Origin of the sequence: Ruminiclostridium cellobioparum subsp. termitidis CT1112 (assembly GCF_000350485.1) — a bacterium.
GTDB lineage: Bacteria > Bacillota > Clostridia > Acetivibrionales > DSM-1351 > Ruminiclostridium > Ruminiclostridium termitidis.
In genome coordinates, this window is the sequence record NZ_AORV01000078.1 from 14,098 (window position 1) to 31,050 (window position 16,953).

At 39.0% G+C, this 16,953-nt stretch carries 6 protein-coding genes; all 6 read right to left on the reverse strand.

What is annotated here, in order from left to right:
• Nucleotides 1-154 precede the first annotated feature (154 nt).
• A complete protein-coding gene (locus tag CTER_RS26170) occupies nt 155-1,144 on the reverse strand; it encodes an HAD family hydrolase (protein ID WP_040762288.1) in 990 nt (329 codons plus the stop codon).
• A gap of 2 nt (nt 1,145-1,146) precedes the next feature.
• The gene (locus CTER_RS26175) at nt 1,147-3,966 is read right to left on the reverse strand and encodes an alpha-mannosidase (RefSeq protein WP_004631233.1); all 2,820 of its coding nucleotides are present in this window, start codon (nt 3,964-3,966) and stop codon (nt 1,147-1,149) included.
• 211 nt (nt 3,967-4,177) lie between these two features.
• Nucleotides 4,178-11,938, reverse strand: a complete 7,761-nt coding sequence (locus CTER_RS26180; RefSeq protein WP_004631143.1) for a carbohydrate-binding protein — start codon at nt 11,936-11,938, stop codon at nt 4,178-4,180.
• Between the two features lie 92 nt (nt 11,939-12,030).
• A complete protein-coding gene (locus tag CTER_RS27335) occupies nt 12,031-14,319 on the reverse strand; it encodes a hypothetical protein (RefSeq protein WP_004631132.1) in 2,289 nt (762 codons plus the stop codon).
• Between the two features lie 98 nt (nt 14,320-14,417).
• Nucleotides 14,418-15,977 carry an ABC transporter substrate-binding protein gene (locus CTER_RS26190; protein ID WP_004631206.1) on the reverse strand — a complete coding sequence of 520 codons (1,560 nt, stop codon included), beginning with the start codon at nt 15,975-15,977 and terminating at the stop codon, nt 14,418-14,420.
• A gap of 64 nt (nt 15,978-16,041) precedes the next feature.
• Complete coding sequence (locus tag CTER_RS26195) at nt 16,042-16,932, reverse strand: carbohydrate ABC transporter permease (protein ID WP_004631099.1); 891 nt, start codon at nt 16,930-16,932, stop codon at nt 16,042-16,044.
• Between the last annotated feature and the right edge of the window lie 21 nt (nt 16,933-16,953).

Here is a 16,953-nt window from a genome sequence, read left to right on the forward strand (position 1 = left end):
CGGTACGTTTTGCCCTATAATTTTGATATGCCGCAGGAATTTTATGCCTCGACATGGTCAATAGTACACACAACCTATGCCTTTTATTTTAATGGCCTTTTATGACTAAATTGGAGAGTTGATTTTGTATTCCGTTTGAACACAGATTTTAATATCATTTATTGAGAATCAGAGGTAAAGCATCTGTGAGATTTTTAAATTCCTTTAACAGTAAGGGTCTAACTCCACTTTTAGCAATGTTTCCTCCACCTATGCCAATGGCACTAAAACCCGCCAGTCTTATAGAAACTATTCCAGCCGATGAGTCCTCAATTCCGATAACCCGGTTGCTTATTTTTGGGTCCAGTCCAAGTCCAACTCTGGCAGTTTCCGAATAAAGCCAGGGGTGAGGCTTGGGAGCCAATTCACCTATTGTTCCGGTCTGTCCTTTGCGCAATGCCTGTCCTGCAGTAATTATAGCATCATAGAAGTCCAGAGGATCACCCATCTTCAGAGTATCAAAAGCAGATATTATTTCAGGCATGGCCTTTTCATACAAACCTGAAGTAACCAGTCCAATTTTTATTCCATTACCTTTTAGTTCATATAAGAATTCCTTTAAGCCCGGACTCGGAGTAAAAGCATTCTTTCTGCCCCTGCCTGCCATTATCTCCTTCATTTCAAAATGAGTTATATCATAGTATATTTTTCGAGCTTCCTCCACGCTTTTACCGGGGCAATACTTATCGGAGCAATACTGAAGATGTTCCGATACTGAATGCCCTGAGACAAACGGCTCATCCTCTTGTTCCAACGAAAACTTTGGATCTCCAAGCAATTTTGATGTAGTCTGTTCGATTATCCACATCCAAAAGGATTCACTATGTACACTTGTTCCATCAAGATCCATAAGGACTGCCTTGGCAGGGCCCTCGAAGCTCACATCCTTCAGTTGATAAATTGCTGGATATCCCATGGAAGACTTTACGTATACCAAGGTTTTGTCCTCATACACTATGAACTCTATCTTTTTATCAGAAGGTGTCAAAATCATTCTTACACCTTCTCTGCCTGCTTTCCACAACCCGCTTCCGCCTGATTCCAATTCAATAAAATCTCTCTTATACTTTTCATCAATCATGCCTATTCCTGGGATTTTGTTCATTATCAAATCTGTTCCTCCATTTCCATCTCCAATGTGACTATCTTATTGCTTACCGCACTTAAAATTACTGAGTTGGTATCCAGCAACATAACATCTCCTATGCGTTTCTCATTGAGATCTGTAAAATAAGCCGCTTTAATTTTGGCACTAAAATTTACAATTCCCCTTACCCTTTCACTGGCCGGATTGAACAATCTCATGATATAACTATTTCTGTCTTCTGCTTTCTTAAAAGCGGACATTACAAAACTTGACGGTTCGACTGAGTAGAAGCTGTGATTCAGAGGCAAAGCTCCGCCTGTATGTTTACCTGTTTGTATTAGTTTAAGTGGTACATTGGTCTTTTCTGCCTCATAATAAATATGTGCATTCTCCCAAGTTCCCTTATGAGGATAAATAGAGTACTCATATTCCAGAGTTCCAATGCACTGGCCTCCCTTCTGATGCGGGAATATTCCTGCCGAGCGGAATTCAGTACAAATGATGTTTCTTACACTTCTGAATAAAGTCAGTGCAATAGTACCTTTTTTATTATCCATAGCTTCAAATTCGGTTAAACAGTTATTTAAAAGAGCAAATCCTTTTTCTCCGTCACTCAGGTCTACAAAGGTTTGTTGAGGAAGTGTCTGCATTTCAGGCCAAAATTCATCTTTTATTGGAGAAACAGGTCGTCTGTCTACAGTAAAATGACCTGCCGCATCCGAATACTCGGCATTTATTCCGGTATCAAACATGACTCTGAATCTATGATCCTCAACAGTATTTTCAACTTTAAGCTTTACATCCACCTTTCTAGAGCCATACTTGAGTGTATAATAAACATTCGCTGTCAATTCCTTTTCTTCATCTCCACGCCTGCTTTCTCCCCTGATTTCATTTTCAGGTCTTAATGCATATGCCGGAAGCTTCATTTTTATCTCGGCTGCTATGGTTGCAGAGAGAGGGCCATTGTCCTCAAGCCATATTTTTGCCTGGCTTCCAAGGCTGGTAAAAGTCTTATTATAATGCGGCGGATAATACATCCAGTAATCTCCGCAATCACCTGTGTCTTCAAAATAATTTAATTTCGAATACTGTGTATTTGTTATCTTGTCATATAAATTTATGGTTCCATTATTTTGTATTTCAACCTTTAGATATTCATTTTCCATGGTGTTAACGGATTGGGATATATCCCTTCCTTCACTGGTTCTCATTTCAGCCCAGAATACCGCTTTTCTGTTGAAATTCTTTGTAGGTACAAGTTTATATACCTTGTAACCTCCTGCAGGAACCTCTCCTGTTTCCATATAGAGACAATGCCTGTCGACATAAAAAGGCAGCGGTCTTGAATGCAGATCATTTACCGGAATGGTTCCTTCTCTTCTGGAAACCCTTTGTTTCTTCATCTTTCTACCATTGCAGTCCACTATTTCAAAATCCCAAATATTATATTCGCTGGGTGTATCCAAGTAACACTTTATAATCTCGCTTCTACTATATGGTGAAGGATTGACTGCTACCAGCAATATGTCTTTACTATCAAAGCAGTCGGTATTAATATTTTTCACTATTTCTGCACATGCTGTATTATTGATTACGCCGCTTATCTCCAAAGCCTGATTCAGCATGTACATAACATCCTCAACGGTTTTGTCCTGAGTAACTCCATTTATGGAATCATGAGGGTGTGACAGCAGCATGTATTTGATAGCTATATCAAGAAAATTTCTGTCATATTTGCCTCCCACCATGGCACTTATCACCGACAAAGGCTCTGCTATATGAAATAATGAATTCTGAACCTTTTTATTAAGAATCTTAATATACGGCCTTGTCATTAAAGCATTTGCAGAACATGCCGGAGCAGGCCCGTCCCTCAATTCACCTTTTACAATCTTTAGTCTATCGTAATCCAAAAGTTCTTTTAGCTTTTCAGTGTATTCCTCCAGTGTTGTAAGGGCAAATTCCTTATCATCAAATATTCCATTTGCCTTCTTAATTATTTCGGTAAGCATTGGCTGCGAGGTAGTGGAATCGCTTCCATTCATTAATACTCTGTGTGATTTCACCATTGTGTCTTCCACAGCATCCCACGCAATTTGAACAGCATCTCTTACCATATCCTCATGCAGCTTTTCGGTATTCTCAAGTTTAAGATAATCCTGAAAGTAACCCTGTTCATCAGCCTGATGATAGATAGTCCCTGCTTTGTCCCATTCCAGTTTGTAAGCCTCAGAATGATAGTCCATACCGGTCATTATTTTCAGGTAGGAATTCATAAAAAAGTTTGCTCTTCCAAACTGGCCGAGTCTTGTTGCCAATATCCTTGTTCCATCAGGACCTTCCCAGATGAATTCACTGTCTGGAGCTCTTTCCTTTGACACATTCTTTGCAACAATTACAATATCAAATCCAAAACCCTTATAAATTTGTGGAAATTGTGATATCTGCCCCCAGCCGAAAGATTCATAAGCTATATGCAAATGACCTCCCAACTCATCAGAATACCTTATACCCTTCATCAGATTTCTTATAAGGCTTTCTCCATCTAATGGGTATAAGTCAGGTAACGTATACCATGGACCTACTGAAATTCTTCCTTCCTTTATATATCTTTTTATTTTTCCCATATTTTCAGGTCTGACCATAAGATAATCTTCAACAACGACACTCTGTCCATCCAATATGAAAGATTTATATTCGTCATTATTATCCAAGGTTTCAAGCAGTTCATCTATCAGATTAACAAGATACATCCTGTTTTCCCACAATGGATATCTCCATTCTCTGTCCCAATGGGTATGCGTTACTATATATCCTTTTTCTTTGTTACTGTCCATTCCACACCTCCTGGCTTTATTTTCCGAATTCAATTTTTATACTTTGGCTTGCCTTTACTTAGATTTTTCTACAACTCCAAAAGGCACCGTTATATACCGAGCCTGGCATAAGTACATGAAATCATATTTGAAATTCTATAGAAATCTAAAATGAACGGAGAAGTGCACACTTGTGCACTTTCCCGTTTATTCCGATTATTCTGATGCAGGCTTATTTATTAAATATCTTATAAATTATTACTGCTGTTTGCGCCCTGGTAAGCTTTCCTTTAGGATTCAGATTATTTCCTCCGCCCACAAGAATGCCCTCTTTAACCAGTGAAGCCAAAGCCTTTATGGCATATCCGGCAATTTGTGATTTATCATCAAATTTTCCTAGTTCAGATGTTGCTCCTTCTTCCAGAGATTTTCCCGCCAGTTCCATCGCTTTTACCACGAGTACTGACATCTCCTGTCTTGATATCTGAGCATCAGGGCTGAAGCTGCTATTGCCTGTTCCAGTTGTTATGAAAAGCTTCTTTGCAATTCCTACCGATTCATAGTAACTGTCTGTCTTTTTGACATCACTAAAGTTATTTTCAAACTTAGCTGTTAATCCCAGAGCTTTAACCAGTGCATCAATAAACTCTGCCCTTGTGATATTGGTCCCAGGGCTGAACTTATCGGCATCTGTTCCAATCATGATTCCTTTTGATGCAACCATTTCAATTGCTGATTTTGCCCAGTTGTAATTTTTCAGGTCACTAAAAGCTTTTAAATTGTATGCAACAGCATATATGCCAAAACATGTTGTCTTAAAAGTAACTTTACCTGTTGCGGCATCATATCTTGTATTTGGAACAGGTTGTATGCTGCCTTTTCCATCAATATACCAAATAACAATACCATCAGGATTTTTTAATTCATCTGTTGTAGGCTTATAGTCTATGCTTATGGTTACAGGCGCATCGTTGTTCTTCCATTCAATTGTTTTCCCGTCTAAAGTCGCATTAAATTCAATTACGGGTTTGCCCTTTAGCTTTTGTTTAATATCTGAGCCGAAATTGGATAAATCAGCCTGACCTATAGATATTGCAACCTGTTTTGCCTTTTCAACCTCCATGCCGCTAAACATAGTATCAGGTACTACAATAGTTCCCAAGTCGGTTTTTATCTCGATTTTCTTTGAGGTATTGTGGGTTTTATCTGTTGCAAAAACATCCTTAGGCAGTTCCAGAATATATTGTGTAGTAGCACTTATGACTTTGATCTTAATTACGGCTGTTTTAACACCGTTTTCATCCTCTTTCACCTGTTCAAAGATTTTGGAAAGTATGCCCATACCAATTGTTTCTTTAGCTGTACCATTTTTCACTTCTGGTTTTATTTCAATAGTACCATTAGATATTGTTGGCGTAGTTGGTGTAGCAGGTGCAGAGGTTATTGGCGTTGATGGTGAAGCAGCCGGTGGAGTAGGAGGAGTCGGTACCGCATTTACAGTAAAACTGACAGTATTGCTTGTTATACCGCCTACCGCAGCTGTTATGGTACCCGTTCCTGCACTTACAGGATTCAATGTATTTCCTGAAATTATTCCATAGGTTTCGCCTGAAGCAATCGCCCATGTAATCGGGAGACTCGCAATATCATAGGAAGCACTATGCTGATCCTTTCCTTCTATAGTGAGATTGCTTAAATCATAACCTGTTTCTCCAACAGTTAATGCCGGTATTGAACCGCTTACTGTAATCGAAGTAAGCGGAGCTGGTACTGGTGCAGGCTGAGTCAGAACCTCTATATAATCAACATTACAGCACCAATCATTACTATTTGCAATATTATCCTCACTGTTAATCTGGATCTTGACACTTCCAGTAATTGGTATGTTTAAAGTCAGGTCGGAATAATACGGCCAATCCCCGGTATTTGGTAAGGAAAGTTTCTGTACAAAAAGCCCGTTTACATATAAACTACATTGTTTTGTAGTACCAGAACCGTTAGAATAGTGTATTCTTAGGTGGTTACCGGAAACTACCGAACTGAAATTAATATTAAATCCTGAATCCCTAAAGAAACCAACAGCTTTTCCTCCCGAGCAGTTTGCATTAGGCTCTACCTGTGCTCCAGTTAATATAGCATTTTCAGCTTCATATCTATTTGAAACCTCATTTGAAACTTCAATAAAGTCAACATTACAACAGTAATTATTACTATTTGCTGTATTATCAGCAGCATCAATTTGAAGCTTGGCACTCGCAGTTATTGGTATATTTACATTAATATCGGAATAATTTGACCAACCTCCTGTACCCGGAAAGAACAATTTCTTAACAAAAATCCCATCTACATATAAACTGCATTGTTTCGGTTGTTTTGATGTAGACCCGTTAGAATAGTGTATTCTTAGGTGGTTGCCGGAAACTACTGATTTGAAATTTATATAAGTTCCAGAATCTTTAAAGTTATTGACATTTCTCCCTCCGGAACAACTTTCTGTGGATTCTGTAGTCACCCCGCTTAATTCAGCATTTTCAGCTTCATATCTCGCCAATCTTAGTTGTGGATTGACAGAGAAACTTACCGGGCTGCTTCTTATTCCGTCCACCATCGCTGTTACTGTTCCAGTTCCTGCACTTACAGGCTTCAAATTACTTCCTGAAATTGATGCAAACGATCCGCCTGATACTATTGTCCATGTAACCGGAAGATTCGTAATATCATATGTAGTACTATACTGATCCAGTCCTGCTATAGTAAGATTACTTAAATCAAAAGCTGTTGCTCCTTCAGTTAATGCCGGTATTGAACCGCTAACTGTGATTGAGGCAAGCCGTGGAGGTGCGGGTGAATTGACTGTGAAATTTATTGCGCTACTTGTTGTCCCGTTCACCGTCGCTATTAGTGTACCCGAGCCAACGCCTTCAGGAGTCAGATTGCTTCCTAAAACTGTTGCGATTGCTCCACCTGTTACAATTGTCCATGTTACCGGGAAACCAGCAATATTATAGGAAGCGTTGCCTTGATCTCTACCATCAATATTCATAGTTCCTAAATCAAAGCTTGCTCCTCCGGTAGTTAACAACGGAATTGAACCGTCAACTGAAATTGATGTAAGCTGTGGAGATGCCGGAATTTCAATATAATCAACATTACAGCACCAATCGTCACCATTTGCAGCATTATCATCACTGTCAATCTGAATCTTAACACTTCCGGCAATTGGCACATTTACGGTTAGATCAGAAAAATACGGCCAATCTCCGGTACTTGTTAAGTTCAGTGTCTGAACATCAGTCCCATTTACATATAAACTGCATTGCTTTATAGTGGAAGAACCATTTGAATAGCGAATTCTGAGCTGATTACCATTAACTACTGAACTAAAATTAATACTAAAACCCGTATCCTTAAAGAAACCTACAGCTTTTCCTTCCGAGCAGTTTGCATTACTCTCTACCTGCGCTCCGATTAATGTAGCGTTTTCAGCTTCATATCTATTTGATACCTCACTTGAAACTTCTACGTAGTCAACGTTACAGCAGTATTCACCAGCATTTGCAGTAACATCATCGTTGTCAATCTGAAGTTTGACATCTGCTCCAACTGGTATATTTACATTTACATTAAGATCTAAATAATTTGACCAGCTTTTTGTACTTGCCAGATGTAGTGTCTGAACGTCAACCCCATTTACATATAAACTACATTGTCTTGAATATTTACTATCACCATTTGCATAGCGTATTGTAAGGTGATTACCAGAAACTACTGATTTGAAATTTATATAAGTTCCAGAATCTTTAAAATTATTGACATTGCTCCCTCCGGAACAGCTTCCGGTGTTCTCTGTGGTAACTCCGCTTAATTCAGCACTTTCACCTTCATATCTTACCTTTGCTGTTGCTGCATTGACAGCGAAATTTATTGGGCTGCTTGTTATACCATTCATCGTCGCTGTTAACGTGCCCGTGCCTGCGCTTACAGGGTTCAGGATACTTCCTGAAATTGCTCCATACTCTTGACCTGAAGCAATTGCCCATGTAACTGGGAGACCCATAATGCTATAGGAAGCATTATTCTCATCCGATGCGACGATAGAAAGATTGCTTAAATCATAACCTATTCTGCTAACAGTTAATGCAGGTATTGAACCACTGAGTGTAATTGAGCTAAGCTGTGGCGGTGTCGGGATCTCAATGTAATCAAGATTACAACACCACTGGTCACCATTAGCAGCCAGATCGTCTGTATCAATCTGAAACTGGATGCTACTTGCATTAGGAATCGGTACATTTACAGTAATGACAGAATAATTAGGCCAATCCTGCGTTGTCGGTAATAAAATTGTCTGAACATCTGTTCCATTTACATATAAACTACACTGGGTTCCGCTTGCATTTCCATTAGAATAGCATATTCTAATTTGGTTACCAGCTACTACCTGACTGAAATTAATAGAATCTCCAAGTTCTTTAAAGTAGTTGGTAGCTTTTCCACCGGAACAAGCCCAATTATCTTCTGTGCCCACCCCATTTAATGAGGCGTTTTCACCTTCATATCTATTTGTAACCTCAATATAATCAACATCACAGCAGCCATTGCCACCATTTGCAGTTTCATCAGCAGCGTCAATCTGAAGTTTTATACTACTGTTACCGGCAATTGGTACATATAAATTCAGGTCGGAATAAGTAGACGCATCTCCTGTAGTTGGGAAGGAAAGGGTCTTATGGAAAGTCCCATTTATATACAAGCTGCATTTTGCTATGGTTGAGGCTCCATTTGAATAGTGTATTGTAAGGTGGTTACCGGAAACTACACGATTGAAATTAATAAAATCCCCCGTGGTATCAAAGCCTTTGATATTATACCCTCCAGAATAGCTTCCATTACCATGTTTAGTCACCCCGTTTAATAGTGCATTTTCGGCTTCGTATCTCCCCTGTATCGTGGGTAGCGCTGATGCACTGACAGTAAAACTTACCGGGCTGCTTGTTATTCCATCTACTGTGGCTGTTAGCGTGCCTGAACCTGCACTTACAGGACTTAGTGTATTTCCTGAAATCTCAGCAAAAGCATCGCCTGATGTGATTGCCCAGGTAACAGTATCCCCAATACTATAGGTAGCATTATATTGATCCCGTCCAACGATAATAAGATCATTTAAATCAAAACTTAATCCACTGGTTAATGTAGGTATTGAACCGATAACAGAGATTGAGGCAAGCGCTGCGGGTGCTGTCCTAAGACCCTTATTTATAATCTTGATGTAATCAACATTACAGCAGTAATGATCGCCATTTATAGCAGCATCATCAGCATCAATCTGAAGCTTTACACTTGCCGCAATTGGCATATCTACTGTATAGTCGTTATAATTAGCCCAACTTCCTGTAGATGGTAAAGAAATTGTCTGAACATCAATCCCGTTTACGTATAAACTGAATTGTGTTGCAGCTGTATCCTCTTTTGAATAGTGTATTTTAATTTGGTCACCGGTAGCTACTGCATTAAAATTAATATAATCTCCCGAAGCATTAAAGTAACCTATAGTCTTTCCTCCAGAGCAGTTTCCGTTATCTTGTGCACTTACTCCGTTTAGTATAGCGCTTTCAGCTTCATAGATATTAAAAACATCATTTGAGACTTCTATGTAGTCAATATCGCCGCAGTAATTGGTACCATTTTTAGTCTTATCAGCAGCATCAATCTTAAGCTCTAAACTTCCGGTAATTGGTACATTAATATCAAGGTCAGAATACTTCGACCAATCTCCTGTGTTCGGGAAGTAAAGGGTCTGATTGAAACTCCCATCTACATATAAACTACACTGTGTTCCACTTGAATTCCCATTCGCATAGTGTATTTTAAGGTGTTTGCCAGAAACTCCCGAAGAGAAATTAATAGAATCGCCTTCATCACCAAAGTATCCGACAGTATTTTCTCCAGAGGCCGTTACATCATTTATTATATTCACACCAGTTAATGTTGCACTTTCAGCTTCGTATCTCCCTTGAGGCACTGGTGTTAGCTCTGGTAATGGCAAAATCTGCGGCCATCCTCCAGCAAGGCTTGTAATTTCTTGACGTAAACTGTCATAGCCCGCTGGTTTTGAAGCACTTATAACATTCTTAGTCCAGTTATTGGTTGTATTACGGCTATTGTCAAATATCCCAGTTCCGCCACTCCAGAATATATTACTATCTATAGTATTATCTGATGTGTGGTTATCCATATATATGCTAACACCCCTAGTTAAAGTGCGCTTACCAACATTTTTGTACCACTTTGTATCAACCCCTGCTTCCCAAGTATAAAGGGCACCCCCATCCTCCATATCACGCATATAATCATCACAAATATTATATTGTACCAGATTATTGTCTGAATGTAGATATGGCTTGTTGGAAAAAGTAGCTGCATCAAATGGCCTGTGGAGTGCAAGTTCATTCCATCTTGCCTGGAACATTGCGGTACTGTTTCCGTACGAATCGGTATTTTCTATGTTTTTTTCATCATTCATTTGTTCAGCCATCATCCCTACAATTGATATGGATGCATACGCTGTTGTAGAAATCTTATTGTACTGGATAGTATTATCATGACTTCCATAAATCGATACAGCCCCTGAATGCATATACTCCAGGCCCATGTCATGAATATTGTTTCTCTCTATAAGATGGCCATAATTTAAATCCGCATCACCAGGTCCGTATCCAGTTATCTGTACACCGCCCGAGGAATTATATGCAATCTCATTACCGATTATTTTAATATTTTGAGCATAATGATCCAGTGCAATACCCTGACTTCCCGAATACGCAATTAAGTTACCATCAAATACACAATCACGCACTCCCTGCATATATATCATAGCATCTGGATTTTCCGCATTACGTGTCAGCCAGGTTGAATTAAACTCGTCTTCAGGAGTACGGTCTGTATACTTGAACTGGAGGTCTCTGATTTCAACATCATGCACTTGATTTTTCCACCCCTGTGCCTCCTCATCCCCTTGAAGACGTACAAGTTCTTTAAGTACCGGAGCAAATACAGTTTTCCCTGCCATTGTATCATCTTTAGGCCAGTAATATACCTTGCCTGCTGAAGAATCTACGACCCATTCTCCTGCCTCGTCTAATACTGGCAGTGCATTGAATATATTGAAATATCCCCCCAACAGTCCTTTAAAGTCCGGATATTCTACACAAGATTTACTCTGGAGGCGAGCAGTATTTTTACCCGAATTTATTGTATCTATTGGTGCTATAATATTCCACCACCATGCAGTGGTCACTGAAATCTCAGCATCCCTATTACTTGGCATATTATTTAATGCACCAGCAGGGAAAGTAATTAACCTTCCTGTAGTATTCGGATTGTCATGAGTTAAGGTTTCAACAGAAGTTAGTCTAGCCCAATTAAGCCATTCTTTACTTTGTGTACTCTTAGCTACTGGCTGACTAACATCATCAACATACATAAAATGAAATCTCCATGCAGTCGGTATAGTCGCTACATAAACATGTCCCTGGGCTATGGTTGGAAGACCTGCCGGATATTGATCACTGGTTAACAGACTCCAACCAGTAATAGCTTGCCTGCTTTCTAAAATTGCAGATTCATTGGCATACGATCTATAAACTACAGGTTTGCCTGGTTCACCTGAATCCTCTGGTGTTAACGTGAATGTGTTTTGCAGGTTGTACTCCCCACCCATTAAATATACCGTTACGCCGCCGTCAGGTAAGCCTTCCTCTGATTTTAACTTCCTTATGGTATCTCTGGCCTTCTCCAAGGTTGCAAAAGGTGAAGTTTCTGTACCTGGGTTTTCGTCACTTCCATTTGTTGCAACGTAATAGGCTTGGGTCGAAACCGCAGCCGCGGCAACCTTGTACATCCCCTTTGGCATTATCACCGATGTCAGAAGCATAGCTACAACCAATAAAGTGACTATGAGCTTCCGCTTAATCATATTCTTTCTTTTTAACATTATTATAACCCCCGTTGAATTTTTAGATTTTTCTCTCAAAACATATTGTTTTTTCAAAAAATTAATTTTAAGGGCAAGTGACTTCGTAGTCGTCAAGATTTAATAAATTCCATTATCACATTTGCTCCGGCTTTGATATTTACTTCCCTACAGCCCCAAAGCGCATTCTGTCCGAGTATCCTTGATATATCAGAAGATTTCTCAGAAAACATTTTGACTTTTGCATCAAATTCTGTAGGATTTATCAACTTTAATATGAGCTTTTTATAACCATTTTCTAAAATAACAGCTTCAATATTATCTATCACACAAATGAAACCAGTATCCAATTGTACATACAAACCCGGCACTTCCATATATGTAAGCATATTTGAAATTTCACACCAGCAGGAACTGTAGAAAACTTCTCCTATCGGCTCAAGCCAATCACTCATTTGAACTCTTTCATTCATCCAACCGGCAGGCATGAGTTTTTCTGACCAATGCTCCTTATTTTTACCAGGCCAATACCCCTCCAATGCTTTTATAGGCCTATCTTCTCTTGATAGATATTGGACTTGGTTATGCGCCATTTCACGTATTAATTCCAAGTATTTTACATCCCCGGTTGCTCTGTAGAGTTTGAACAGCGAGTCCCCTGACAAGGTGCATATTCCAGGTGCACTGTGCTTATTCTGTACATTGGCATAAACGGAACCTGCCGTACGCATATCCAGGCTTCCAAAAGTAGAATATGAAGGGAATTTGAAATCATAAGAAACACACCAGGTAAAGCACTGGTTTGCCATATCTCTGGCTTTATCAACCCAATGTCTGTTTCCTGTAACTTCATAAAGTACCACAAAGGACTCCAGTAGTCCAAAAGCCGATTCGCTATCGGGGCATTGGCATATTTCTCCCGGGCCTCCAGTGGTAAAACCCTTTTTTACAAAGTTTTCATAGAAAAAGTTTGCTGAGGCTTCAGCTACATCTAAATAAGTTTTTTCTCCAAAAAACTGTCCTGCCAGCGCCAGCCCGCCAGGCGCAATACCAGCACTTGTTGAGCCATCTACAATTATTTCTCCTGTCTCACTGTCTACAAACTGGCCGAACTGCCCATAAACTTTCCACAACCTCACAAATGCATCAGCACATTTACGTGTTCCATCCTTCCATTTCTTCGGTATAGTAAAATCCTCATACTGCTTTTTTAGCAACATGAACTGCTTAATCGTAAAGTATAGGGCATCACTGCTTTTTCTTATTAAATGCCAATTGCGATCAGTATCTTCCAAATTGTCACTATACCATTTTCCTTGATGACCACAGCCAAAAAAGAAACCTGCTTTGTCCTGCCCACCACTAAAAGCAAACTCAAAAGTCTTTAGTGCCCTCTCTTTAGATAGCTGTGAGCCTTCAAATATCATTGGGAAGGTAGACATTAGTCCTCCTACCCATCCTATTTGCAAGTCCGCAAACACATTTTCCCGCAGCCCTACAGAATAATAACCGTGCTCATCTTCCCAATTTTGTTCATTATATTTTTTCTGCTGTATATCCCAGGCCTTTGAAAATGGTATATGGTTGCTGAGTTTAACTTCGCCCGTCAGATCTTTTCGGATATCCACGAAATAATCGTACAAATCTTGAACACGGCTACACCTGAATAAATATAGTCTTATATTTAATTTAACTGAATCCCCTTCCTTAAAATCCGCACCCTTATCTTCAGAAGGGAACTTGGTATTGCAAATAATATATCTTTTGTCGCGCCGGACACCAGGCGCAGCTACTGATATAACAGCACTACTTCTGTCCTCATTCTCTTCGATTTTTATTCCTGAATCCCCCAGCACCGTAAATTGCTGTGTCATTAGCCACAATCCTCTGCTTTTCGCTGGTTTATAGCATCCAATCGCTGGAGTAGAAAGATCTCTGGTGAGCAATTGTATTTCAGATATTCCTTCATTGATATTTAGCCGCGGTACATCGGTAATAACTGCTTGTGCCCCTATCCCCAAATCCTCAGTTTCGGATACTTGTGGCGGATATGCAATATCTCTTGATTTGAACCTGTTTCCGTTATATACTGCAGCCGGCATTAAAACAAAATTGTCCTTTGACCATTGCTGTTCCCGAATGAGTATGGATACATTTGAATTACTGCATTTTCCCCTTTCCAGAACAAAATTAGCATGTATATCCACAATACCCTCTGAAATCTGGTCGGCTTCAACCGCTATACGCCATATGGTTCCATCCGGTTCAGACCTCATATATTCATCATTTGTACCTGACCATTCCGTCTCGCATGCATCAATCAGATGGCTATTTTCGTATTTTTCCGCCTTAAATCCCAGTTTGATATTGTTATTGTCCAGCAGCATTTTAATATTATTCAATATGATTCATTCCTTTTTATCGTTATGTTTAACTAAAGGAATACGACTATTTTCGTATTCCTTTAGCGAAACTTTACTTACAAACAGCTTTATATTTATTATTTTCCATTGTCCTTTTTCCACTGATCTATCTGTTTTTGTTCTTCTGCTAAAAGTTTATCTACTCCTGCAATCTTTAGCTTATTTAAGAATTCAGGCAGTTTCTTGTCGGGATCAACTGACCCGGTCTCCAGCATAATGCTATATTCCGACACTACTGAATTACAATTCGCCAATTCAGTTTTTACAGGCTCAGGATCAAAACTAAATCCAAGAATCGGTGAACCTTCAGCTGAATTGTTCAACTTAACAGTTTCATCCCAAATATTTGAAGCTTGACCTTTTAAGAATTTTGCATTAAACTGGTTACCAAACTCCCAGCCACATCCGCTGTAGTCATAGCCTGAGTTTTTAATCATTTCTATCGTACCATCTGAGTTAGTTTTATAATGTTTATTCTCAATACCAAAGGTAAGTGTATTATAGAGTGTTTTGTCTTTGAACAATAAGTCATAGAACATAACCGCTCTTGCAGGGTCCTCTGAAGTCTTGCTGACAGCTGTCATTGTTGCAATGATACTACTCGTAAGAAGGTATGATTTTGAAACAGGCACATCGTATACATCATTACCGCCGAATTGAGCCTTCCCCCCTACATCTGCTCCCGGGCTATAATTCCCTCCAAATTGAAATGCAACTTTTCCCGCTTTCTTGTCTGCTTCCATATCGCTAAGTGTAGCTGCATCCTTTCTGATATAACCCTTCTCATACCAATCTCTTACAATCTTAAGATTATTCTTAAACTCTTCAGATTCAAACTGGTTTACAACTTTTGTATCAGCATCCCCGAGCCTGATTACACCAGGTACATCACGACCTGCAATTTCATCAAACCCATTCATTACTAAAGTACGTCCCCATGGAAGACATCCTTTGGTAACACCATTTGGAGTAATACCTTGTTCGCCTTTTTTAACATTTTCAAAGAATGGGGTCAAATCCTCCAATTTAGTTACTGTTTTCGGGTCAAACTTATATTTGTCTGCCAGATCTTTTCTGACAACAATGTCGTTAGTCATTGCCCATATCTGATAATTAGGTATTGCATATATTTTTCCTTTTACTTTAGCAGCATCCCAACCTATCTTTGGTAATGTTTCATTTATTGTTGGAGCATATTGATTTAGCAAATCATCTAATGGCAGGAAAGCACCTTTATTCACATTTTGATAATAATTATTCGCCCAATTCGCAGTAAAGCACAAATCAAACTTTTCTCCTGATGCTATTACCATCTGCATTTTCTGATCATAATTTCCAAAGTCTACTGAAACGATATTAACTGTTGCATTTATAGATTTCTCCAACTGCTTATTTAATGCCTCCTGCACAGTATTAATATCAGCCTGTTGTGGGCCTGCATCTATATACCACTTGATTTCATAGGGTTCGAGAGTGCCCTGTGTGGTTGCTGCCTGCTGTGTTGAACTTGCCACTGAAGTAGCAGAAGAACCGTCAGCTGTGGAATTACTCTTTCCACAACCGCTTAGTACTAATGAAACCAGCAGTAATAGACCGGCAGTTAATGTCAATGCCTTTGATTTTTTTGATTTGTACATTTTAAATCCTCCTCATAAATTATATTTATTGTAACAGTTTCCTGTAACAAGCCGTATGGATGATTTAGCCTTTGACGGCGCCCACAGTGAGACCCCTTATAAAAAATTTCTGAAAAAACGGAAATACGAAAAGCATAGGCCCTGCCGCCAGCACACACATTGCCATTCTGGCTGTTTCATTTGGCATTTTTGAAACATCTATTGATATGTTTCCACTCTGCAGTGAGGAAGAAAGGTAGGTTATATTATTCATAATGCTGTAAAGCATAAGCTGAAGCGGTGTAAGGCTTTGTTTTTCTATAAAAAGCATACCTAACCACCAATCATTCCAGTACATAAATGCACAGAATAATCCTACTGTTGCAAGTGCAGGTTTTGAGATAGGAATAATAATTTTAAAAAAGGTGTTTAATTCTGATGAACCATCAATTTTTGCAGATTCAACCAAAGCAAGAGGAATATCTGCCAGAAAGCCTTTCATCAGAAATACATTCCACGGTACGATAACATAAGGTAAAATAAGGCATAAAAGCGTATTATTTATATGATAATACCTAACTATCAATATATACCATGGTACCAAACCAGTATTGAATATCATTGTAAAAAAAACAACAAATGAAATTAGCTTACTCAATTTGAAATCCCTGCGTGACATGGTATATGCAAGCATACTGGTAACGAGCAGACTTAATATTGAGCCAATAGCTGTAACTAAAATTGTAACACCATAAGAGGTAAGTACCTGTTTCGGACTGGCAAATACAAATTGGTAGGCATAGGTTGATACCAGCTTTGGAACCAACTTATAGCCGTAAAGCGACAATGAATTTTCGTCAGTCAAAGAAATTGATACTATATATATAATCGGAATAATGCAAAATAATGAAAATATCGACAACACTAAATGAAATACGATACTTGTTATAGAAATTCTATTTATTTTTCCCCTCATAATTTCCCCCATACTTAAATT

Coding starts and splice junctions, on each gene's coding strand:
- CTER_RS26170 (WP_040762288.1), bottom strand. CDS start 1,144: ATGAACAAAATCCCAGGAATAGGCATGATTGATGAAAAGTATAAGAGA.
- CTER_RS26175 (WP_004631233.1), bottom strand. CDS start 3,966: ATGGACAGTAACAAAGAAAAAGGATATATAGTAACGCATACCCATTGG.
- CTER_RS26180 (WP_004631143.1), bottom strand. CDS start 11,938: ATGTTAAAAAGAAAGAATATGATTAAGCGGAAGCTCATAGTCACTTTA.
- CTER_RS26190 (WP_004631206.1), bottom strand. CDS start 15,977: ATGTACAAATCAAAAAAATCAAAGGCATTGACATTAACTGCCGGTCTA.
- CTER_RS26195 (WP_004631099.1), bottom strand. CDS start 16,932: ATGAGGGGAAAAATAAATAGAATTTCTATAACAAGTATCGTATTTCAT.